Genomic DNA, 24245 nt, shown 5'->3' with positions numbered 1-24245 from the left:
TCATGGATACTGAAGAACGCAATCATGTGCTTATTGTGGAAGATGATGATAATATTAGACGATTTATATCTATCAATCTAACGAATAATGGGTTTGTGGTTAGTGAGGCTGCTTTTGGTGAACAAGCATTGCAGAGCTTTAATGCGAACCGGCCAGACGTTATTGTTCTGGACATCATGCTGCCGGATTCGAATGGGTTTGAGATTTGTCGCAAGATCAGAGAGCAGGACCCCGGGGTCATCATCATTTTCTTAACTGCACGTGGACAGGACTTGGATAAAATCAATGGCCTAGAAATTGGTGCCGATGATTACATTGTGAAGCCTTTTAATCCACTAGAACTGGTGGCACGGATTAAAGCGATATTGCGTCGTACAGAAACAGCTCTAAAACCGCAAAGAACTATACTTCAATCTGGACCGATTCGCCTGGATCTGAACTCGAACAAGATGTTTAAGCAGGATGACATTATTGAATTAACTCCGAAGGAGTTTCAATTGATGAAGACCTTTCTGGAGCATCCGGATACAGCACTCTCTAGGAATGAATTAATGAATTTGGTCTGGGGTGAGGATTATATTGGCGATCCAAAGACGGTGGATGTTCACGTGCGTAAGCTAAGAGAGAAGATTGAAGAGGATGCTTCAAACCCGCATTGGATTGAGACTGTATGGGGGCTCGGATACCGCTTTAGAAAGGATGGTTGAAGAATGGGGATTCAGAAAAGATTAGTGGGAAGCTATTTTGTAGTGATCTGTCTTACTGTACTCATTCTTGAAGTTATTCTTAATATTTCTGTACGATATTATTATTTCCATAATATTGAGCAAACCCTGATGAATCAAGCAGAGCTGTCGGCTTCTTTTTATCAGCAATATTTTGGCGACGAGGATTTAGAGGAACAATCGGATAGATTGTTAAAGGGTTTTGCCAGCCATTCCGATGCACAGGTACAGATTTTTAATGCTGAAGGTCGGCTGTTGCAGGATTCAAATGGAATTCAAGGCGATTTTACCATGACAGATTACATGGATGTGCAAGAAGCGATGAAAGGGCAGCCTGGCAGTTGGAAGGGGGAGGACCCTGTAACTGAGGAAGCTATTTTTGCGGTATCCTATCCTTTACAAGCCAAAGGGAATATCGTAGGGGAAGTCAGATTTATTACGTCCTTAACGGAAACGATACATACAGTTAATCAAATTGCAGTTTTACTGATCGGGGTAGGTTTGCTAGTGATTGGTATTGTCACCCTGCTAGGATTATTGCTGTCGTGGACCATAACGAGATCCATTAAAGATCTAAAACTGGCAGCAGACCAAATGTCCGAAGGAGATTTCAGCATAAGAGTACAAAAGCGATACCAAGACGAGCTTGGTTCCTTGGCGGATACGTTAAATATGATGGCCAGTCGAATCTCGAAAAGTGAGCAGCTAAAGAATGACTTTATCACATCCGTATCCCATGAACTGCGTACGCCTCTGACCTCGATCAAAGGCTGGGTAATAACTTTAAAGGCGGCTGGAGGAAGTAACCAAGCTCTGTTTCATGATGGGTTAGATATCATTGAATCTGAAAGTGACAGATTAACTCATATGGTGGATGAACTGCTCGATTTCTCCAAATTGGATAACGGAAGAATCGCTATTCATCTCACATCTGTGGATCTAACGGAGCTGTTGCAGCATATTGGCAGACAACTCACGCCTAGAGCAACCCGGCAAGGCATTTCACTCGAAGTGAAAATAGAAGAGAATCTGCCGGTCATTCAAGCTGACGAGAATCGTGTGAAGCAAGTCATGATTAATCTCATCGATAATTCGCTTAAATTTACTAGTTCCTCAGGTCGAATCCTTATCAGCGCCCATACGGTTCCAGGGAAAGTTGTAATTACGGTTGAGGATACTGGATCAGGCATCGCAGAAACGGATTTAGAGAATGTGCGGCAAAAATTCTACAAAGGGGATCAACAAGCGTCAGGCAGCGGTTTGGGCTTGTCCATCTCCGAACAAATCATTACATTGCATCATGGTGAGCTGCGAATAAGCAGTACTTTAGGCAAGGGAACGATTGTCCAATTTGACTTACTGAGAAAATAAGAACTTAAATTTAACTATTTCATAACCACTTTCATCTCTATCACAGATAAAATACTATATATGCGGACAAGCGAGGAGTCGATGATCCAAATGCCGAGCAAATTCATAAAAATAGGTGCTATGTTAACAACGTTATTTTTGCTCGGAGGATGCGGAGTCCCGGCAACACCCGGAGAGCTGATTAAGCCTCCATCATCGGAAGCAAGCCTGCAGCGTGACAAAACGAGCCAGGAATTTATCAAATGGCTTCCCGACAAAGCTCAATTGATAACTCCGTTGGATGGACAAGAGGATAATGCGATCTCCTTTGGGGATATGGATGGAGACGGTATCGACGAAGCTGTAGTTGTATATGAGTACAGCAAAAACAAAGGTTCTTCTATAAAAGCAATGCTGCTTAGGCAGGAAAATGAAGCGTGGCAAAAGATTTCGGAGGTTGAGGGGTTTGGGTATGGCCTGGATTATGCCGGATTCTATGATGTCGATGATGATGGGCATAACGAGCTCGCGCTGGGCTGGTCATTGGGTGAGGCAGGGAACGGCCTGGATATTTATACGCTGAGTGAAGATCAATTAAAGCTGTTATCGAAGAAGGCGTATCAGGGCAAATTTGATCTGAGATAATCATTCAACCTAATAATCCGTAGCACTTCAGCTTCATCTTGAAAGAAGGTGTATATGTGCTCAGCGGATTATTTATGCTGCTCATTTTCATGCATGTATCCCGTACACAACAAGAAAAATACAGAAATTAAATAGAGGTTGGTTCATGATTATCTCCACCAAAATTGCAAAGCTGGACAGATCCGTACTTTTTCTCGTAACATGCCTGGTTGGTATTGGTACTGTTGCTATTTATGGAGCGACTACGGATACACGGTTAGACGGTCTTTACATTAGTTCTTTATATTTATTTGCTATATTTTGCATACCCATGTTATTCATTGCGTTGGTAGATTATCAGATTCTATTGGGTAGGTTAGCGTATCTCTTATATGGTGTGGGTGTAGGTCTTCTTGTGCTGGTTAAGTTGGTTGGAGAAAACCTCAACGGTGCCGTACGCTGGTTAAGTATTGGAAGCTTTCAACTTCAGCCCTCGGAGCTGGCTAAAATATGTACAGTGCTGCTCATTGCTCATCTATTGGGTAAACGAGAGGGGCAGCAGCTACGTTTTTTTCAAGATTTAGTGCCGGTTTGTTTCGTTTTTTGTATTCCTTTTATTTTGATCCTGGACCAACCTGACCTGGGTACAGCACTCGTTTTTGCTGGTATATTGCTAAGTATGCTTTGGATTGGTAACATCCGTGCGCTTTATATGCTCCTGATCCTCGGTGTTGTGATTATTTCGATCGGCACGATACTATGGCTGTATTATGCCAACTTCGACTTGTTATCCAAGATTGTCGAGCCCCATCAACTGTCACGAATCCAAGCGTTTTTGGACCCGCAGAGTGATCCTGATAAATCTTGGCATGTTAAAAACGCGATGATAGCCATAGGTTCCGGAGGATTATCGGGCAGTGAAGGTATTTTTTTGCGAAAAGGATATATTCCTTACGCGTATTCCGATTCGATCTATGTAGTCATCGGAGCAAAATACGGTTTTATAGGTTCATCCGTGCTGCTGCTGCTATATTTATTGCTCGTGTATCGAATGATCTTTATCGCGCTTGAAAGCAGGGATCGTGCGGGGGCATACGTTGTCACCGGATTTATCGCCATGATCATCTTTCAAGTTTCTGTTAACCTTGGAATGCATATGGGGTTGCTGCCCCTGACGGGGATATCATTGCCTTTTATTAGCTATGGAGGCAGCTCATTGCTCACTAATATGATTGCGATTGGCATAGTGCTAAGTGTCAAAGTTCATAAAGATGAAAGCTTGGATTGAAAAAGCTACTGGAACTGAGTGGAGGAAATTATGTCTAACAAACGCAAGTGGACAACAACCCGTAAAATTCTGATTAGCATTGGTCTTGTCATAGGAGCGACTATAATAGGGATTGGGGGGTATGCAGGGTATTTGTACAAAAAGACGGATGATGCGATTCAGCGTATGGCTGCTCCAGTCACCGTCCAGGCAACAGCTGCTCCAGAGGAAAAAAAAGAATCGGTATCGGTTGAACCAATGATTGTTCTGCTTGCCGGGGTAGATAGTCGGGACGGCGGTGGCGGGGTAATGAATACCGATGTGCTGATGCTTGTCAGCTTCAATCCGGATACCAAGTCGACGAGTTTCTTATCTATACCGCGGGATTTGTTGTTAAAACCTAAATCGTTACCTTCCCGCAAAGCCAATTATTATTATGCTTACCATTACATAAAAGACAAAACAGAGGCTATTCCTAATACAAAAGAGTTTTTCAGTAATTTACTGGGTCTGCCGATTGATCACATGGTTGTGGTGAATTTTGATGTGTTGCAGGAGACGGTGGATTTGCTTGGCGGACTAACCATTGATGTCGATATGGATATGAAATATACCGATTCGGCAGATGGGACGAACATCGACTTAAAGAAGGGCTTGCAGAAGCTGGACGGCAAACAAGTACTTGATTTTGTGCGTTACCGGAAATCGAATCAAGGAACGGCTGAATCCTCTGATTTTCAGCGCAATGATCGACAGCAGCAAGTAATTAAACAAATTGTGGATAAGCTAGGGAATTTCCAAGGCGTGTCCCAGTGGGGAAATGTATTGGATATCATTGGTGATAATGTGAAGACAGATATTCCTCAAGCGGATCTCCAGCAATGGTTATTGAACTTTCCGAAACTAAAACCAGACCATATTAATTCCTTACATGTGGAATCGCTTTGGAAGAGTCCATACGTGTATGTGAATAAAGAGGATCTTAAACAAGCGCTTACTACTCTGAGTACGGAAGCGGGCGTTAGCACCGAAAGCTCATTACATTTGGAGAATATTGGGACGGTAGATTAACATCAAGTTTGCAGAGAGTCTTCCCATTCCCATTCCTATTCGAAAATTGTTTCAATAAAATGTTGTTCTATAAACTGCTCTTAGGAGCAGTTTTTTGCGTGCTCTTCTATTAATCCCGATAACCGTTAAAGTTATCCGCTAAGAGGTAGAGGCCCGGCTTCCAGACATAGTACTATGAACACAGCGATTATGAATCGTATATTGTTTTGGTTTTGTTGGGAGGAGAAGGGGATTTCATGAAATACAGATTGAGTATTATGTTTCTAATCGTACTTACAGGGATGATATCAATAGCTGCATTTAATCCGATTATCGGTCCGCTTGCTCGAAATCTGGGACTTAGTGATTTTCAATCAGGATGTTTGGTATCAGTTGCGGGACTTTGCTGGCTGCTTGGAGGTTATTTCTGGGAAAAACAAACGTTCATGAGCCGAAAATGGCTGCTCTCTTCGATTATGTTCGTCTATATGGCAACACTAGTCATTTTTGCACTGTTGGCTGATTATGCAGTACATGCTGAGAGTAAAACTAGCCTATTTTGGAGTTTCTTTATACTTCGTGCAATCGCCGGCTTTTTCTTTGGAGGTATTCCGGCATTAGCACAAGCTTATGTTATGGGCTGGAGTACAAAAGAGACCCGTACACAGGGAATGGCATTATTCGGTGCAGCCAATGGACTTGGCTTCGTAGTAGGACCTGCAATGAGCGGAGGAATGGCTTCGCTGGGACTCACCTCACCAATGTACGCCGCAGCGATATGTTTATTCACCTTGGCTATTTTATTTCTAGTGTTTATTCCTAAAGAAAAGAATATCGAGATCGAACGGCAGGCGATTTCACTTTCACCCAACGACAAACGGATACGCCTCTATTTATGGATTGGACTATTGCTATCGTTTGCTCTGAATATCGTGCAGGTTACTATCGGATTTTTTGTGCAGGATAGCCTTGGATATAGTACCCAGCAAGCTACTCAGTTAATTGGAACAGGTCTGGCTATCTCGGGAATAATGGTGGTACTCTCGCAAATTGTGATCAGTAAATATCTCAAATGGCATCCTAAAAAGGTGCTGCTAGTAGGGCTATTATTTGTGGCTTTGGGGCTGCTAGGCTTGTTATTGTTTATCAGATTTGCTTATGTAGACTTTACATTTTTGGGAATTGGCATCGGCTTTACATTGCTTGGCTACAGTGCGGGTGCTTCAATGGCGGTTCAAGATCACGAGCAAAGAAGCGTTGCTTCCTTTATTGCGGCCCTGCAAGGGGGCGGATCATTCATAGGTCCAGTTATAGGAACAGCTTTATACACCGCAAATATGGCACTTCCGTATGCTCTCTGCGTGCTATTGATTAGTATTGTAGGTATCGCGAATTTGAAAAAAAGATCAGCGGATCGTGTGGAGAGTTGTTAAAAAGAAATGCTGCTCATAGAGTAGATTCGAAGCTGTCGAGGAAGTCTCGACAGCTTTTTATTCTGCAGCTTTCTGCTGGCAGTGGCTTTATGTAGAGAATAAGGAGAAAGAGTTTTTTACCTCGTAACTGCCTTCCAATTAATAGTATAATAAGAACTCGTAGGAGTTATTTGAAAAAAGTTGTATACATACTCATAATTGAGGAATAAGGAGATGAGAGCATGACTGTAAAGACTACAGCGGAACAAATCCGCATTATCGAATATGATCCTTCTTATGCTAGGGCGGTAGCAGAAATGTGGAACCGTAGCAATGAAAGCTGGGGTGGAGGCACCAATCAGAGAACAGAGGATACAGTGCGCCGCGAGATGGAGATCTCGTCCAATCTAAATGTGTTTCTCGCCGTTGATGGCGAGGAAGTGGTAGGCTTCTGTAGTTTTGCCCATTACCGTCAAGACGAAGGGGCTTTGTATGTACCGCTGTTGAATGTGAGACCTGATTATCACGGATACAAGGTAGGTCGTAACCTGATTTTGAACGCTGTTCGCAAAACAATTGAAGCGGGCTGGCCGCGTCTTGATCTGTTTACTTGGGCAGGCAATACGAAGGCTGTACCGATGTATAAGAAATGTGGATTCTTTTGGGAAAAAAATGAGGATTACGTACATCTAATGAACTTTATTCCAACGGTTCTGCAAACGGAAGCACTTGCTCCTTATTTTGAGCAGCTGGATTGGTATGCAGATAGTACCCGTGAACTGCCCATTCAGCCAGATGGTCGCCGGGAGCGTGGTTTTGATTTCTTCGATTACACTTGGCAAAAGGGAGAACTCTCCTTACGCGCAGAATTCGAGAAGACCGGTCGCGGCCTGACGGCTCTGGATACACCTGACTATGAAATCTCCACGGAGATTGACGATCACGATCTTGTCTTCGGTTCCACATATAAGATTCGTTATCACATCAAGAATCGTTCGGCGTCTGATCTGGCCATTGAGATCAAAGGCCAAAATGACAAAAATATTCGGTTTGCCTTGTCTGCTGCACCAACACTCGCACCAGGAGAAACAGTTATCGTAGAAGGTGAGTTCGAGCTTGATCCGATTCGTGAAGAGCAAAACGACAAGAAGACTCACCCTGTGGTTATGAGCAAATGGATCATCGGTGGCAAGCGCGCTGAGTTTCGTATAGGTATTGCTCCTAAATTCCCACTGAAAATGAGGATGGAGTTGCCAACACGTGAGCTGTATCCGGGTCTTCCCGCTGAGCTATACTTAAATGTTGAGAATAATTTTGCAGCGGAAGCGGAATTTTCTTTTAATTTGCCAGAGGAAGAGTTTTTGACGTGGGCGGATCGGGCAGTAAGCTTCTCGGTTCCAGCTAAAAGTAAGGCTTCCGTCCGAGTACCCTTTACCCTAAATTCATATGGCCTTTATTCACAGGATATTGAGGTGACAGCCGTTCCGGCTGGAGAGAAGGCAGTGTCCTTCATCAGCAAATTATCTGTGCTAATGAAAGGAACACATGGCCGCTTTGGCGGGGAAAACGGGGATCAGTGGGTGGCTGTAAACGGCGCCTACTCCGTACATCTTAATAATAACGACAATGGGATGTGGATTGAATATCCCGGCTCGAGCCATAATTTCTGGTTGACCCATCCGAAGTTAGGTAAACCATTCGCCGAAGAATTCTCGAAGAAACAGGCTAAAACAGTAAAGATCTATTCCGAAGGAGAGGGCCAAGTTCTAGAGACCCTTTATGAATCAGATAAATTCCCGGGTCTGGAGATAAAAAGAGTGGCTAAGCTCTTTGCGAACGGAATCGCTGAGTTTTATAGCGAGGTACGCAATACTAGTAACCAAACGTTGGAAGAGGATATGTATCTACTAACGAATTTCGGATTTTTTGGTAAACGCCTCATCCTGCCCTATCAGGGTCGTTACGTAGATATGGGCGATGCTTACTCAGGCGATCCTGGTAATTGGGACAGCGCTCAAATTACGGAAAATTGGTTGTTCAGCAAGGAAGAAAACGTCACATGCGGCGTTTGCTGGGACCCTTCGTTGAAGCTGCTTCGTCCGGAGTATCCACTTGGACTGGAGCATAATCTTGGTCAAATCCCTGCTGGAGATGTCGTACGAACAAAGACGCTGGTGTTCGCTTTAAACACCTTCCTGAAGTGGTCGGATTTCCGCACCTTTGCACGGAAGCAGCCGGATCCGATCACACCGGTGATGGATGATCATCTTGAATTAACGCTTGGCGGTGGAAACCTGTTTGCGGCGGGGGCGCTTCATGCGGAGTTACTCGAACGAAAGATGACTTCGCTTAATGGGAGCCTCGAGCTGTATGTACAAACGGATAGAGGAGAGGAGCAGAAAGTCGCTGAGATGGAACTGAAAAGAGAGCAGAATCTGCACTCCGCGGGCTTTGAGCTCTCATCTGAGGAAGCGGAGACTTCTTCAGAACACAGCCAATCAGGACAGAAGGTTCGAGTCGTCTATCGTGGAGAGGATCGTATTCAAGAGCGAACAGGCCTCTGGTTCCCTCAAACGGAAACAGCAGCCGTTGTCTGTGACACAGAAGAGGGACCAGCGGGTACTATATACACTGTGAGCAACGGAGTTCTTTCTATTGCAGCTGCTCCTGAGTTCGGCAGTGTTGTACATTCCCTGAAGCATCATGGAGAAGAATGGCTAGATAGCTCCTATCCGGAAGCAGCACCACGTTCCTGGTGGAATCCTTGGCACGGTGGACTCGGTGTGGGTATTTCAGGCATAGGTGGATTTAGTCGGTTGGAGGAGCCAAGGAGCGCAGCTTGGACCGAGCAAATGGATGCTCAGGGTAATGTATGGAAAGGATTACGTATCACTACTTCGATCGAGAAGCAGGAAAAGAACCGAGGAATTGTTGTTAATCAGCATTACCTTATGCTCCCAGGTGTCTCTGTGCTCTGTGTGTTGCATTCGGTGACCAATGACAGCGGAATGACCCTGCCGAATTATTCGTTGTCGGAGGAAAATTATATCCAACCTTCGCCAGTCTATGCCGAGGGATGGATGGAATTCTCCAAGGAGGGTAAGTTCTTATTAGGAACGGTTGAAACCTATCTGGAGGCCAAGGGACTATTGCGAATTGGTGCATCTTCGCGTAAGGATATGCTGCATTTGGTGAGCAATCATCCGAATCAGAGTGCCTCGGCGTATGTGAACAATAAAGTATTTAATCACGGGGTGCATCATCACCTTCCACTTCTGAATGGAGAAACTGTTTGGACACAGCCGACCTTCCTGATCATGGGAGAACTCGCTCTGAACTCAGAGGATGTCCGCAGTCTTTTGAAGCTGACCTTTGCCAGACCTACTGACGAAAAGGAGATCTCAAATGCCGATCATTGATATTCACATTCATCTGTCGGACATCGACAGCTTTCATCAAACAGCACTGGATCTCTCCAAAGTCGATTACACTGCTGCCGGGCTCAAAGCAGAGTTTGATAAGAACGATGTTGTTCTTGGTATTGGAATGGGGGTCACGGAGCAGACGAAGGGAGCTTTCCCTGACTCCACTTCCCCTAATCCGATGGGCCTTGACTTGGAAGACACTGTGCCGCCTTTCTTAATGGAATGCGTGGGGATCAATCCGAACATGCTCGGAGGTAAGGATGCTCAAGAGGAGCTGGACCGAATTGAGGCACGGCTGCAAGCGCCCGAGGTAGCAGGCATTAAGCTCTATGCCGGGTACTATCATCATTACGTTTACGACAAAATTTATTCGCCGATTTATGAGTTGGCGGCTAAGTATGGTACGCCTGTCGTCATTCATACCGGTGATACGTACTCGATGAATGGATTGCTTAAGTATGCTCATCCTCTTACCGTGGATGAATTAGCGTTCCAACGGCGTGATGTGAATTTTATGATCTGCCATCTTGGCGATCCCTGGGTGATGGACGCCGCCGAAGTGGTGGCCAAAAATCCAAACGTCTATGCCGATTTGTCCGGCCTTGTGGTCGGTGACCGGCCTCATTTTGAACGGTTCATGAATGAACCACTGTTCATGGATCATTTTCGACGGGCGCTGGTGTACTCCGATCATTATGAGAAAATGTTGTTCGGCACGGATTGGCCACTCGCGCCTATTGACCTGTATGCGGAATTTGTCCGCCGACTCGTCCCTGAGCAGCACCATGAGAAAGTATTTTACGAGAATGCCTTCGCCTTATTTCCGCGCATTCAGCAGCGGATTGCGGCGCTCTAAGCATTACGAACAAGCCATCCCTTAGGATATCTAAAGGATGGCTTTTTTTGTTTTTATTTTTTGAATTAGAGATGAATAATTCAATCGTGCTTAACAAAAACTTTATTCGATTCGTCATTACTTTACCAAATCAGGAGGGGTCGTTATTAAACCATTTATCGTAATAGTTGCGTTGTTACTCGTTACAGCTTGTTCGGGTAATCACTCAGCCAACAATCAAATGACTACTCAACAAACGAAGGTTGGACATCCTGCTGGCAAAATGGCTGCAACGTCAACCTTAACGCAAGCGTCTTCTATTTCCACAGAGAATGCAGGAAATTCAACGATTAAGGCTAAACAAGTACCTGGCGGAGATGTATCAAAATGGCTGGATGGGTTTATTCGTACTTCACCACCTACAGGTAGCACAGCGGATCAGACGACTTATCCGCAACCGTCCGCGAAACCACAATATTCGGCTTATCCACAACAATCTGTCAATCCACAACCGTCCGTCAATCCGCAGCAGCCTGCCAATACATCTGATTCCGTTCAGCAAGTGTTGAATTTGGTGAATAAGGAACGTACAAATGCAGGCTTGAAAGCACTAAGTCTGAATAGTGAGCTTTCAAAAATGGCTATGGCAAAAGCAAAGGATATGTATGACAACAATTATTTTGATCATCAGTCACCGACTTATGGTTCTCCGTTTGATATGATGAAGGCATTCGGAATTAGCTATAGCTCAGCAGGAGAAAACATTGCCAAAGGCCAGAAGAGCGCGGAGGAAGTAATGAATCAATGGATGAACAGTCCTGGTCATCGCGCGAACATTCTGAATAGCAGCTTCACTGAAATTGGGATTGCTTCATATAACACTGAATGGGTTCAAGAATTTATTGGTTTGTAAAAAATCAATAAAGCAATAAGGTTGATAAACAGCTAATATCAAGCCCATGTCATCTGACATGGGTTTTTATTATGATTAGATACAATGAAGTCAGCTTACATGCTTATCTACCGAATCGAGTCATCTTTTACTACTAAAGCTTGTGATATTGATGTATTGTGGATTGTGGATAGATATGGTTGCTTTTCTATTTGTTATTGGTCATTTTGTGTGAAAGTAAGTTGCAAGGGAGGTATGGAGTAATTTGAAATTTGGTATTAAGAATTTGAGTATGCATTTTTATTTCATGTAGATTAATAATCGTATAAGGGAGATACAGTATGCTACCATCACTCACATTTCTTAAACTTCAATTGGAAGGGATTCTGCGTAATAAATTTGAGCAGGGACATCAAACCTCCGGTTATTTAGCCAAGCTGGAACAGCTTCCCGCAAGCTATGATGCCTATCTGGAATTCGCCCATAGCTTGGCTGTCATTCCAATGAGGGATAATTGGCCTTACTATGAGCCGAACGATTTAGATGAGATATGGCGGGAAAGCGATCCGGCTCGACCTCTCGGGCAGATCGGAATTTTGAATCTGAAGGATAGCTCCAAGCGTGTGGAGGCTGGTTTTCTCGCTTCAGTCTGCGGTTCTATGCTGGGCAAAACAATAGAGGTAAACCCCAGCTTGTCGGAATTACGTCAAGCGTTAACTTCTGTAGGGGAATGGCCACTGAATGATTATATTTCTGAAGAAATTCTCCATGCGCTGGATCGTCGTCATTGGTCTTGGTTTGAGACTACACGAGGGCGAATTCGTTATGTAGCACCTGATGATGATATCAATTACACATTAATGGGAATGATGGTGCTAGAACAATTCGGTGAAGGTTTTACGAAAAGAGATTTAAGGGATTTATGGTTAAATCACCTTCCGATAAGTACAACTTGGGGTCCGGAAAGGGCAATTTTACTACGATCAGGGATTAGCTATTTGGAACATGATAAGGAATTATTCAATCATTCTGAAATAGAGGCTTGGCCTGATTTTATGGTACAGGGTACAGAGCTATGCGGGGCGGCGATTCGTGCAGATGCCTACGGCTATGCCTGTCCTGGTCAGCCTGCTCTGGCTGCTGAGCTAGCTTGGCGGGATGCAAGCTTTACACATCGCCGGACCGGCATTTACGCCACGATGTTCATTGCTGCTGCGATTGCTGCTGCTCACGTGCTGCGTGATCCCATTGAAATAATCAAAACTGCACTGCAATTCATCCCTAAAAGAAGCCGGTTCTATGAGATTACTCAGGATTGTCTTGAAATGGTAGCGAATGCAGATGACTGGCTGGAAGCATATCAGAGTATTAACCAAAAGTATGAGACTTATTGCCACTGTGAGGTTTATCAAGAAGTAGGAACCTTAATTAATACCCTGCGGTTTGCAGACAATGTTGGTGATGGGATATGCAAGCAGGTAATGCAAGGCAACGATACGGATAGCTTCGGGGCAACGGCTGGCTCACTGCTCGGGGTTTATTTCGGTCCAGATAGTTTGGAATCTAGATGGCTTAAGCCTTTTCAAGACCGGATTTATACGGGACTATCTAATTTTCATGAGCAAAAGCTTTCTACTTTAGCGGAGCGGATGGGGCGTTTACCAAAGCTGCTGAAAACCGGTCAACATCGAGTTCTACCTAGTGAACTTTATGTTAAGAAGAATACCGGCCTCGGCCTTTAATATCAATCAATAAACCTGAGCAAATACAACATACATAATAAGCCTACAAAAAGTCCACAGCAATAATGTTGCAAGTGGATTTTTTACTTTGCTTATACTACTGTTAGTGGGCTGGATTCAAGAGAAGAAGAAGCTGAAATCTGCACATTGAGAAGCTTGCTTTCTCTTTTGAAGCGTATAGAAGGGCTGGCTTATCCAACCCATTGGAGCCATCGCGTTACAGCATGCCGAGGAAGGCGAAATAGCTACTCTCCGAATTGCGAAAAGGGTAAGCTGAAGCAGATATAATATTTGACTGTGACTTAAAATTGGATTAGAACTGTTGATTCTTATGCTTTTTCATGTGGTATCGAATAAAAGTGACCAATCTCGATGACAATTCCTGCGACATTACAAAGCAAAAAACAAGTTTTTATCTTCTCCCTGATTTAGGAATTTATTCAGCGGGGATTGAGTGATTGAAATCTATGAAATTTATTTTGCGGCATTTTCATTCTTTTGATTTTATTATGAAGTAGAGGATAAATATAGAAGAAATCTGTAAATATATGATAAGATAGGGGTATCTTATGAATGAGGTGGATAATATGATACACGAGATCAGCGGCGGTACATCATCTCTTGAACTATACGAGGATTACCTAGTAATTAAGCCTAGTAATGTTCAAAAATTGGGAGGACAGACTCAAACGATTCCCTTGGATTCTGTCATTACGATCAGCATAGTTAAGCCCTTTTTGAAAGTTCCTTATTTACAAGTAATTACAGCCAACCTTCAAACATCGAAAAAGGATAATTTAAAAGGAGCGAGTGCTAACGTTGTTCTTATTCAACCGGGAAAAATGAAAATCGCCGAAAAAATTCGTGATTACATAGCAGTATATAAATCAGAAAAACACAATCGTCCTAATCCTCCAGCTCCTGTTGGGTCGATCGATGATTTGAGACAGCTAGCAGAACTTAAGGATTCTGGTATCATAACTCCAGAAGAATTTGAAGCCAAGAAAAAGCAAATCCTTGGATTATAAAATGGACTTTTTTTCATTCAATGCATGATCCGAAATACGAAGCCGCTTGTTCTCCAATTACGGAGAATAAGCGGCTTCATTGTCTTTTTAGAACTAATAAGATAACAGGCCCCCTCTCTATCCCATCTTTATGGGATTGTCCTTGTAAGGGATCTACTTATAATTGTTAGTAATTCTTAGACAATGATGAGTGGGGGCGGGATCAGCATGAGTATTGCAAAAAATACAGAGCTAACAGGTACGCGCAGGCAGCGGTTGGGTATGATGGCGGCTATTTGTATGGGGGCTTTTATTTCTCATTTTACTGCCGGAATTATGAATGTATCGCTTCCTTTTTTTATAAGTCATTTTCAAACTGAGCTTGCAAAAGGATTATGGATCACAACGGGGTATCTACTTGTGATTACTGCGCTTCTCCCTGTGATGGGGAAATTGGGTGATCGTTATGGTTTTCGCCGTATTCACAATCTCGGATATGTGATTTTTACGGTTGGTTCGATCATGGTCGCTTTTTCACCTAATCTGCCAATATTACTTGTACTTAGAGTTGTGCAGGGGATAGGAGCTGCGATGTTTCAAGCAACGAATATTGCGCTTATCAGCGTTCATATGCCGAAAGAACAGAGGGGACGGGCACTCGGAATTCTAAGTACGGCTGTCGCACTGGGCGGGATGACCGGCCCTATTGCAGGAGGTCTGATTGCGGAGTGGCTCAGTTGGCAATGGCTATTTTTGATCCATGTTCCTGTGGCAATTGTGGCTACAGTTATGGCCTATCGGTACATTCCGAGCCGTGTGCATGAGCACAAGTCGGGAACTGTAAGTATCGCGGGCGCGGGCTTGTTCATGGCGTGGTTTACCTTGCTACTTCTCGTTATTACAAATGGGAGCAAATGGGGTTGGGTGTCCACGCGTACGATGGCTAGTTTGATGGGATTTTTCCTGCTGTTGATTACGTATCTATTATGGGAACGGAGGCAAAAGACACCTTTTCTACCTCTTCGGGCGTTGAAAATTCCTGCTGTAGCGGGTGGCTTGATCGTTAGCTGTGCCTCTTTTATCCTTTCTAATACCGTGCTCGTCCTTATTCCATTTTATTTAATGGGAACAGCGGCTGGCTTCACTTCATCTAAGACAGGCTACATTATGGCAGCTTATCCCATTGCATTAGCATTTTCAGGTCCTCTTGCCGGTTACTGGTCCGATCGTTATGGTTCTCGTCGGCTGATGTTAATGGGGCTGAGCTGCATGGGAAGCGGGTTCATCCTGTTGCTAATATTTTTGGAGAATATACCGGTGTATGGAATCGCTGCGATTCTATGTCTTATTGGACTCGGGATGGGGCTTATTGCTTCACCGAATAATAGTTATATTATGAAGCAGACGCCCAGGGAACACGTAGGTTCAATTGGAGGATTAATTGCCTTAACACGAAATGCGGGTATGGTCTTTGGCTCAGCGCTTGGGCTAGGGCTAGGGATGGTGAGCGGGGAGATAGGGCAGAGGAATTCGATTCAGGCGTTCAAAATGGTTTTTGGGATTAATATTGTTATTTGTATAGGCGTTATTATATTGATGATTGTTATTAATAGACGGACATTAAAATCTCTTTGATATAAAAAAATGTGTGTGTAATCACAACTCAAGGTTTGGTGTTCTGTTACGTTGTGAGTAACGAAAGATTATCTCGATATGGAGGATAACGATATGTTTTGTTACCAATGTGAACAGACACCAACTGGCGGTTGCACCGTTGTGGGAGTATGCGGCAAAAATGAAACCATCGCGAGTTTGCAGGATACGATGATTTTTGCTCTAAAAGGAATTGCAGCCTATGCGACACATGCTCGGCAGCTAGGATATAGTGATCCCGAGGTGGACCGTATTACCCACGAAGCTTTGTATATGACCTTGACCAATTCTAACTTTAATACGCAGGAGCATTTGGAGATGGCGATGAAGGTCGGGGATGCGGCGGTTCGCGTCATGGATCTATTAGATCGTGCGCATACGGATCGCTTTGGGATTCCACAACCCATTACAGTCAGCCAGAACAAAATAGAAGGTCAATGTATTGTGGTGACAGGGCATAATTTGTATGCACTGGAGGAATTGCTGCGGCAGACGGAAGGAAAGGGCATCAACATCTATACTCACTCGGAAATGTTACCTGCCCATGGTTATCCGGCGCTTAAGAAGTATAAGCATCTGAAAGGCAATATCGGCAAAGCATGGTACGATCAACGCAGACTTTTCGAGCAGTTTCCCGGTGCGATTCTTGCAACTACAAACTGCGTGATGCCGATTAAAGGCACGTATGCAGACCGCTTTTTCTCATATGAGGTGGCGGGGCTGGAAGGTGTTGCAAAAATCACGAATGACGATTTCTCTCCTCTGATTAATCGTGCGTTGTCATTACCTGCGGCTGATGTAGAATCAGACTTGGTACTCACGACAGGATACCATCACGAAACAGTAATCGGGTTGGCACCAGAGATCATTCAGGCTGTTAAAGACGGGCATATTCGCCGGTTCTTCGTTATTGCAGGCTGTGACGCGCCAGGTAAAGGTGGGAATTACTACCGCGAGTTGGCGACTTCCTTACCGAACGATACCGTCATTTTAACCACTTCCTGCGGGAAATTCCGCTTTAATGATGTGGATTATGGAACCGTTGGAGATACGGGCATTCCGCGTTACATTGACCTTGGACAATGCAATAATTCCGGTTCTACGGTGAAGATTGCCTTGGCTTTGGCTGAAGCATTTGATTGTACGGTGAACGAGCTGCCTGTAAGCATCGTGCTGTCATGGTTCGAGCAAAAAGCGGTAGCCATTCTGCTGGGCTTATTCAGCCTAGGTATTCAAGACATTCGCATCGGGCCGAAGCCGCCGGAGTTCATCTCGGATGGTGTGTTGGATGTGCTAGTTGAACTTTTTGGATTGAAGCTGATTACCACTGCCGAGGAAGATATGAACGCGATGTTGGCTTTGTCGTAAGGTAATAAGGGCATTACATTTAATATTGCAAGACTAAGCTCAAGCTGAGGATAAAGCTTGGGCTTTTCTTGTGTCTTGTCGCTTATATAGGGTTATTTTCTACAGATATGAATTGTGTATTTTTATATTGTTGCGAAGTTGATCTAAAAATTTATTTGCTGCATTAGAAAACACCTGATGTTTTTTCCAGATAATATTTAAATTAGCCTCTAATTTGGGGGTTAAAGGTTTAAAGCAAAGCTTGCTATCTCCTGATGTATTAATAAGTTTATCCAAGCATAATGCATATCCAATATTTTCTTCGACCATTCGTGCAGCATTGTACAGCAGATTGTAGGTTGCGACAATATTGAGATCCTCAATATTCGCTTCAAACCATCCTGTGAATTCGTTACTGACAGCAGTTTGACGTGAAATCAAAAGTGGTTTATCTATTAAATCTATTGGCTGAATGAACTGCTTGTACGCTAAAGGACTATCTTTGCGCATTAAAACACCCCAAACATCAGTAGCGGGTAATTTTATGTAATCATATTTTTGTTTATCTGTGGGTTCTATGACAATGCCAAAGTCCAATAATCCACTGTCTAGCTTGCTAGTAATATCGTCAGCATTACCACTGTATAAATCAAATCGAATACTTGGATACTGTTCAAGTAATTCTTTTGATGCTCTGGCAATAAAATTCATAGCTTCAGTTTCACCACCGCCTATGTAAATTTCTCCGCTAATCAATTCTTTTGATTCTTTAAAATTTGCTTCAGTTTTATCTACTAGCTCAACGATTTCCTTCGCTTTTTTAAATAAGTATTTCCCTTCATCTGTTAAAGTGATTTTTCGATTTCCTCTTTCAAATAGAATGGCTCCTAATTCCGTTTCAAGGTCTTTTAATTGTCTTGATAATGTAGGTTGAGACAAATGCAGCTGTTTTGAAGCCGACGATATATTCTCTTCATTCGCTACAGCAATGAAATAGCGTAATACTCGAATTTCCATAACAGTCTCCTTATTTATCTATGCTTAAAAGGCATGAGAGAGTATTTAATATAAGTATTAGTTATTCGAATCATATCAACTTATGATGTGAAAGAAAAGGTTTAACTTTAAAGGAGGGTTTATAGATAGCTATAAAAGATAAAGTGATTATTATTATGGGCGCATCAAGTGGAATCGGTGAAGCAACTGCAAAGGTACTTGCAAAAAGTGATGCGAAGTTGCTCTTAGCTGCACGCCGCTTGGATCGTCTCGAAGCTATTAAAGAAGAATTTCCTAAATCAAATATTCTCATTCAACAAGCGGATGTGACAAACTATGATGATGTGAACAAGGTCGCTAGACTCGCATTAGACACATATGGCAGTATCGATGTTCTCTATAACAATGCGGGTATAATGCCAACAGCACCAATCGTGGAAGGGCGTCGTGAAGAGTGGAAGCAAATGATTGATATCAATATCATGGGTGTTTTGAACGGAATCGCTGCGGTGTTGCCAATTATGGAAAAACAAAAATCAGGGCATATTATTGCAACAGATTCTGTGGCAGGACATGTAGTATACCCTAATTCAGCCGTGTACTGTGGAACATAGTTTGCAGTTCGTGCCATTATGGAAGGATTAAGACAAGACATATGAATCGAATTATCAGAAGTATAAATAAATTAGGGTGGTGATTTTTAAAATGGATATGAATGATTTTATGGATTTTTGTAAGAAAGGAAATCCAATTTCGGGTGAGGATAAAGAATTACATGAATTATTAACTCAATGCAGTTATCAAGCCCAAAAGGTCACGATGGAATTGAATTCATCCTATCATTCAAAAGAAGAAATAGTGGAGATTTTTAGTGAACTTACGGGCACTGAAGTTGATTCGTCTTTTATGTGTTTTCCGCCGTTTTATACAGACTTTGGAAAAAATATTACTATAGGAAAGAATGTGTTTTTCAACACAGGCTGTTCCTTCCAAGATCGAGGAGGAATCAGAATAGGGGACGGTACAATGATTGGTATGAATGTCACGATTGCTACACTTAATCATGGATTACCTTTAGAAACGAGAAATGTAACCTACCCCTCTCCAGTTATCATTGGAAAAAATGTATGGATTGGGTCAAACGCAACCATACTGCCCGGGGTGACGATTGGAGATAACTCTGTTATTGCGGCAGGAGCAGTTGTCACTAAAGATGTTCAAGAGAATTCTGTCGTTGCAGGAGTACCAGCAAAAGAGCTCAAAAAAATTTAATAAATTTGGAAAACTGAATTTGTAGAGAGGGACGCATTGATAGAAAGATAAAAAGACCCCGTCAGTGATTATACTGGCGGGGTTTTGTTAAAGGATCATCCCCATTTCACGGAGTCTATCTTTAATTTTCTTTAAACGAGCTTCTTTTTCGGCAGCTTTAGTCAATAACTCCACTGATGTTTCGTTATACTTCTTAATAATCTTTTTTAAAGTTAATTCTTTCATTTCCTTTTTACTGTGGATTGTTACACGAGGGACGATGTTGTAGTTTTCTATGGTCTTGGGATCTGCAGAAATTCGTTCTAGTAAACGAAGCAGAAGCTTCAGTCTATTGTAGCCCAACCCCCGAACCTGGTATAGTTCTTTCCATGTGGAATTTAGTAAATGATCCAGGTTTGTATATCCCTTGGCGTATAGAGCATTTATGAGGCCCGTTAAATTTGCTCCCTGTTCTTCTACATAAGCCACAGCTACAAGACAAGCAATATCCTTACTATAAAGATGCGGTGGAATCGGGAAGAATTGTATTAATTCCCCGTTTCCTTTGATGATGTCATTCATGATGATTTACCCCCAATAAAAAATATGGTCACTATAACACTTCTAGTATTCTGATGAAGGAGTAGTTAGAGGATGCAGCCTAATTGGAGTCATCCTATTCCTCCTTTAGAGGGTCTGAAGCCCTTAAACATTATTAAACCCCATGCTACTGATCATTTTCTGAACACCAGCAAAGTCCATAGCATAAGCTCGTGGAATATGTAACAGAAATGTTATGATGGAGGCATCAATTTTGCGGGGGACACTGATATGGATATCCGAATTAAAGAACTAGTTAATGCTGCACAGGAAACGTACGGATTGGACAACTACTACTTACATACACATGAACTTTATCGCGAAGTTTCGATACTGGGAAAGACCGACTATTTGCTTAGTATGGAATGGTTTCCTTCACATATTACAGAGTGGAAGGAGGATTACAATCCGGAAGGAACGGCTGTCATCACTATAGACCTGCAATCCCGCAACTATAAAAGTGTGATTTTTGTGGGTGGGAAATCATATGCGAATGGGGCACCATTTCAAAATATTGATTTAAACGGCGTTATCCAGTGGATGGAAGCCGAGGCGGGGATCGTGTACGGTAAAGGATTCCACCTAATAAAGGAACAGGTAGGTGAATATCATTTTGCCGAATCTATAGACGGCGTGCCGGTCTCCCCCGGTGGGCGGATGGAGCTCCGCTTTGATGCAGAGGGGAGGCTTATTTTTTACAGTGTGTATGTCCAGTTTCCTTCTAGATCCCTTGTGCAAAAAGAGAACTATTCACTCACACTTCAAGCGGTAGAGCCGCAAGCCAAAAAACAGCTACAACTTATAGAATATCCGGTTTACGAGATGAAGCAATTCCTGCCGATCTATGGGATTGAAGAAATCTACATTACAAATGATGGAACCACCATCCCATTTGAGATTATTTCAGGCACGAAAGCACAACTGAATATAGATCAAGTAATCCATTGGGAGCAAGCGAATACGGAACCGTTTGTAAGGACGGAGATACGTCTGCAAGAAGTGGTTACAATCGAACAGGCAATAGCTCGTGAACCGCACCCAGACTCATTTCCTATCACAGACGCAGAATTATTCAAGTGTATAGCCGGAGTCGAAGCTGGTCTAAGCCAGCTCTATCCGGATGAATCCGGACAATGGATACTGAAGACGTTACATCGGGAAAGAGGACATATTCAAGCGACATTGAGGATGAATGCACCAAGTAATCGTATATTCCAGCGTAAGCTCCTCCTGTTCATCGATGCGAACCTTTATAAGGTTATAAACTATATGGATAACAAATCTCTGCTCGATACGTTTGATGAGTTCCAGAGCGAAGGAGAGATTACTGTAAGTCATAACGAAGCCTATAACAAGCTCCAAGGATGGCTCGAATTAACACCCGTCTATGTGTATGATTCTGGGCAGAAGAAGTATGTGCTGTGCGGGAAGCTGGATTGTAATTATGCCGTGAAGGCCACTAGCGGAGATGTGGTGGAGTTGGGTAGTTTGGAATGATAGTGAAAGCTATCTTATAGCTATATGATTAGATAAAGAGTCTAAGTGATAAGGGAGATATCCGTATCACTCAGACTCTTTTTTTTTGCTTTTTATACTCAGAGGTATAAGACTTAAGCAATTCTCCAACCCTATGAAGCTTTGTTTTTATCTTTTTGCTCCATGCTTTGTTCCATAGGTCATCAATCGCCAGACCTTTTCTAAAGGTCCCATGGAAAAGAACTTGAACCAGATGGTGCTAAAAATGATTTGAATCATATAAATCAGAACTGCGATGTAGAGAATATCTTTTGGTGAAACGACTTCGAGACCTATAATCGAAATGATTGCCGTCCCAATAATGCTTTGAGCTACATAATTTGTAAATGCCATTTGACCCACCCGGGATATAGGCGTCAGGAATTTCACCATTTGTTTGTTTTCTAATAGTAGAAATAATGTTGTTAAGTAAAACAAAGTGGTTGGAAGTGATCCTAAGCCCGTAACTGAATCTACATTGCTGCTCCCGCTTTGAGAAGCGTTCCAAATCCATAATGAGAAACCAACGAACACAAGAAATGATGCCATTTGAATCCATCTAATTGGTTTTGATAATTCCTGTATATGTGTCAACCAACCTGACTTTGCAGTTAAAAAACCAGCTAAAAACATAATAAAGATTAGCATAGCGTCATTAGAAAAAATATCAAGGATAGATGAGATTGTCCCTAGCGATGGTGAAAATATTTTTACCGTCAAGGAAATGATGTATATGGATGTCACACTAATAAGCCACTTTTTAAGTGTAGAAACCGTTGTGTGATAAAAAGGGATCAGAAACAATCCGATAATGGCGTATACGGGTAGAATGGTTCCCCAAAAGATAAACACATGCACGATTCCCAGCAGTAAGAGGGTTAGTAATCGTCTAGCCGTACGCCATCTTGGTTTATCTCCCCGGCTTTCGGCTCTTGAGGCAAAGATGAATAGACCTACTCCAAACAGGAATGAAAAAATAGAAAAGAACTTTTTCTGTACGAAGATGATTATCAAACTATTGATGATTCCATTAATGCCGCTATAGTCTGGTAAGGGATCTCCTTCAATAATAACTTTAAAGGCCCCGACATTTATAAGCAGTATGCCAAAAAGAGCAAATCCGCGAATGATATCGAGTGAAATAATTCTTTCTTTTTGTGAAATGGAGGGATTCATGTATGGTTCTCCTTTGAATAAAAATTTAATTATCTAGGAGTCAGTATAAGTTGCGAACCTTACATTAATTTGATGCCAACATTACAGAATCCTTAAATATGATAAAATGTTCCATTTCCAGTTGAATTAGAATCCGTTATATGGTTAATATAAATACTAAATCATTTTGGGGTGTGAACTAGAAATGTCAGCATATACTCAGCCAATCTTTGTGGCTGCAATCTTTTTTGTTCTTTTAGCATTTGCTTTATTTATTCCATGGCTCATTTATACGTATAGAAAATACAATTACCTGCCATTTTCTACTACTTTAATTTCATCTTCGTTTATTTTTTACTTTCTAGCAGCGTTATTTTTAGTATTGTTACCGTTGCCAGAGGTACGCAACACTTGTTCTCTTCAAAAACCGGGTACACAGCATTATTCACTTATGCCATTTCAATTTATTGTGAGCACCTTTGGGAATAGTGGTATCGTGTTATCACAGCCTTCAACTTATAGACTGTTATTTAGCCAACCTTCATTCTATCAAGCATTTTTTAATTTCTTGCTATTATTACCTTTTGGTGTTTATTTGCGATATTTTTTTCAAGAGAAGAAATACTGGAAAAAAGCGCTAGCAATCACGTTCTTATTAACATTATTTTATGAGGTAACACAGGTAACCGGCATTTATGGGATTTATAATTGCCCTTATCGCATTTTTGATGTGGATGATTTATTGTTGAATACTGCCGGCGGGGTGCTGGGCTTCTTTATTGCTCCAGCTGTATTAGCGTTATTCCCATCAAAAAAGAAAATTAATGAGAAAGCAGAAAGATTATTAGCTCTTGATGAAGTAAGAGGGATGTCTGTGTTGTTGGCAGTTATTATTGATCTATTGATCAGCAACATGGTAGTTAAAGTTGTGCTGAGTATGACCAACGTTAATATGGTTAGTGAATTTATTGCGAGTACAATTACGCTTTTTGTAACCTTCTTTATTATTCCATGGATTTGGAACGGATCGACAATCGGTACGAAAATAATGCGTTATCGCTATGACAGTAATATAAGTCGAGGGGAAACTAACAAGCGATTATTTAAACGTTTTGGTGCGATTTACGCGATGTACTTCATAACGGTCATTGCGAAAACTTTGAATAACGTGGAGCTATCAATGGACTCACCATTTTATAAGGCATCTATATTCTTAACACTAGGTGCTGGATTGACCTCTATCATTTTAACGATCGTGTTGTTCATCCATGTGATCTTAGTCGTGTTTGGCAAACAAAAACGCCGCTTTTACTTTGATGAAGCTTCTGATTTGTATACAACCAGAAGAAAATGAATTCTTTTCAATAGCAAAGGGATACTCCGTAGTCTTAAATGGCTA

20 protein-coding genes are annotated in these 24245 nt (G+C 42.3%); 17 read left to right on the top strand and 3 right to left on the bottom strand.

Annotation, left to right across the window (positions count from 1 at the left end; translation table 11 throughout):
* Positions 1-2 precede the first annotated feature (2 nt).
* The 13 genes from ACN6MV_RS19805 to hcp all read left to right on the top strand — a co-directional run bounded on the left by ACN6MV_RS19805 (position 3) and on the right by hcp (position 17350).
* Positions 3-707 (top strand): response regulator transcription factor, encoded by a 705-nt coding sequence (locus tag ACN6MV_RS19805; RefSeq protein WP_076121129.1) that lies wholly within the window; start codon positions 3-5, stop codon positions 705-707.
* Between the two features lie 3 nt (positions 708-710).
* Positions 711-2096, top strand: a complete 1386-nt coding sequence (locus tag ACN6MV_RS19800; RefSeq protein ID WP_419884682.1) for a sensor histidine kinase — start codon at positions 711-713, stop codon at positions 2094-2096.
* Between the two features lie 90 nt (positions 2097-2186).
* Entirely contained in the window at positions 2187-2720 is a 534-nt protein-coding gene (locus tag ACN6MV_RS19795; protein ID WP_076121127.1) for a hypothetical protein, read from the top strand.
* 145 nt (positions 2721-2865) lie between these two features.
* Positions 2866-3987 (top strand): FtsW/RodA/SpoVE family cell cycle protein, encoded by a 1122-nt coding sequence (locus ACN6MV_RS19790; RefSeq protein ID WP_419884681.1) that lies wholly within the window; start codon positions 2866-2868, stop codon positions 3985-3987.
* Positions 3988-4017: 30 nt separating this feature from the next.
* Positions 4018-5037: an LCP family protein gene (locus ACN6MV_RS19785; protein ID WP_419884680.1), complete on the top strand. Its 1020-nt coding sequence runs from the start codon at positions 4018-4020 to the stop codon at positions 5035-5037.
* Between the two features lie 236 nt (positions 5038-5273).
* Complete coding sequence (locus ACN6MV_RS19780) at positions 5274-6449, top strand: MFS transporter (RefSeq protein WP_339287294.1); 1176 nt, start codon at positions 5274-5276, stop codon at positions 6447-6449.
* Positions 6450-6670: 221 nt separating this feature from the next.
* On the top strand, positions 6671-9847 hold the full coding sequence (locus tag ACN6MV_RS19775; RefSeq protein WP_419884679.1) for a GNAT family N-acetyltransferase: 3177 nt from the start codon (positions 6671-6673) through the stop codon (positions 9845-9847).
* On the top strand, positions 9834-10709 hold the full coding sequence (locus ACN6MV_RS19770) for an amidohydrolase family protein (protein ID WP_042129146.1): 876 nt from the start codon (positions 9834-9836) through the stop codon (positions 10707-10709). The genes ACN6MV_RS19775 and ACN6MV_RS19770 overlap by 14 nt, the downstream gene beginning before the upstream one ends.
* Positions 10710-10929: 220 nt before the next feature.
* Complete coding sequence (locus ACN6MV_RS19765) at positions 10930-11601, top strand: CAP domain-containing protein (RefSeq protein ID WP_419884678.1); 672 nt, start codon at positions 10930-10932, stop codon at positions 11599-11601.
* A 320-nt stretch (positions 11602-11921) separates the two neighbouring features.
* Positions 11922-13322, top strand: a complete 1401-nt coding sequence (locus ACN6MV_RS19760; RefSeq protein ID WP_419884677.1) for an ADP-ribosylglycohydrolase family protein — start codon at positions 11922-11924, stop codon at positions 13320-13322.
* A gap of 569 nt (positions 13323-13891) precedes the next feature.
* On the top strand, positions 13892-14350 hold the full coding sequence (locus tag ACN6MV_RS19755) for an SHOCT domain-containing protein (protein ID WP_052414648.1): 459 nt from the start codon (positions 13892-13894) through the stop codon (positions 14348-14350).
* A 207-nt stretch (positions 14351-14557) separates the two neighbouring features.
* Positions 14558-15964 (top strand): MFS transporter, encoded by a 1407-nt coding sequence (locus ACN6MV_RS19750; protein WP_419884676.1) that lies wholly within the window; start codon positions 14558-14560, stop codon positions 15962-15964.
* Positions 15965-16057: 93 nt separating this feature from the next.
* On the top strand, positions 16058-17350 hold the full coding sequence (gene hcp / locus ACN6MV_RS19745) for a hydroxylamine reductase (RefSeq protein WP_339287282.1): 1293 nt from the start codon (positions 16058-16060) through the stop codon (positions 17348-17350).
* Between the two features lie 99 nt (positions 17351-17449).
* On the opposite strand, the gene ACN6MV_RS19740 is transcribed toward hcp, so the two are convergent.
* Positions 17450-18346, bottom strand: a complete 897-nt coding sequence (locus ACN6MV_RS19740; RefSeq protein WP_375103353.1) for a LysR family transcriptional regulator — start codon at positions 18344-18346, stop codon at positions 17450-17452.
* Between the two features lie 143 nt (positions 18347-18489).
* On the opposite strand from ACN6MV_RS19740, the gene ACN6MV_RS19735 reads away from it, so the two are divergent.
* Complete coding sequence (locus ACN6MV_RS19735) at positions 18490-18939, top strand: SDR family oxidoreductase (protein ID WP_375103352.1); 450 nt, start codon at positions 18490-18492, stop codon at positions 18937-18939.
* Between the two features lie 91 nt (positions 18940-19030).
* A complete protein-coding gene (locus ACN6MV_RS19730; protein ID WP_042129136.1) occupies positions 19031-19597 on the top strand; it encodes a sugar O-acetyltransferase in 567 nt (188 codons plus the stop codon).
* Positions 19598-19684: 87 nt separating this feature from the next.
* On the opposite strand, the gene ACN6MV_RS19725 is transcribed toward ACN6MV_RS19730, so the two are convergent.
* On the bottom strand, positions 19685-20158 hold the full coding sequence (locus ACN6MV_RS19725) for a hypothetical protein (RefSeq protein ID WP_042129133.1): 474 nt from the start codon (positions 20156-20158) through the stop codon (positions 19685-19687).
* A gap of 249 nt (positions 20159-20407) precedes the next feature.
* Between ACN6MV_RS19725 and ACN6MV_RS19720 the strand changes: the two genes are divergently transcribed.
* Positions 20408-21673 (top strand): hypothetical protein, encoded by a 1266-nt coding sequence (locus ACN6MV_RS19720; RefSeq protein ID WP_042129132.1) that lies wholly within the window; start codon positions 20408-20410, stop codon positions 21671-21673.
* A 147-nt stretch (positions 21674-21820) separates the two neighbouring features.
* Here ACN6MV_RS19720 and ACN6MV_RS19715 read toward each other — a convergent pair whose 3' ends face one another.
* Entirely contained in the window at positions 21821-22867 is a 1047-nt protein-coding gene (locus ACN6MV_RS19715; protein ID WP_419884675.1) for a DUF418 domain-containing protein, read from the bottom strand.
* A gap of 184 nt (positions 22868-23051) precedes the next feature.
* Here ACN6MV_RS19715 and ACN6MV_RS19710 point away from each other — a divergent pair, with 184 nt between their 5' ends.
* Entirely contained in the window at positions 23052-24200 is a 1149-nt protein-coding gene (locus ACN6MV_RS19710) for a VanZ family protein (protein ID WP_419884674.1), read from the top strand.
* Positions 24201-24245: the final 45 nt, after the last annotated feature.

It is taken from the genome of Paenibacillus sp. B-A-8 (genome assembly GCF_048572915.1).
Taxonomy (GTDB): domain Bacteria; phylum Bacillota; class Bacilli; order Paenibacillales; family Paenibacillaceae; genus Paenibacillus_AQ.
This window is presented reverse-complemented; position numbering and strand designations above follow the sequence as displayed.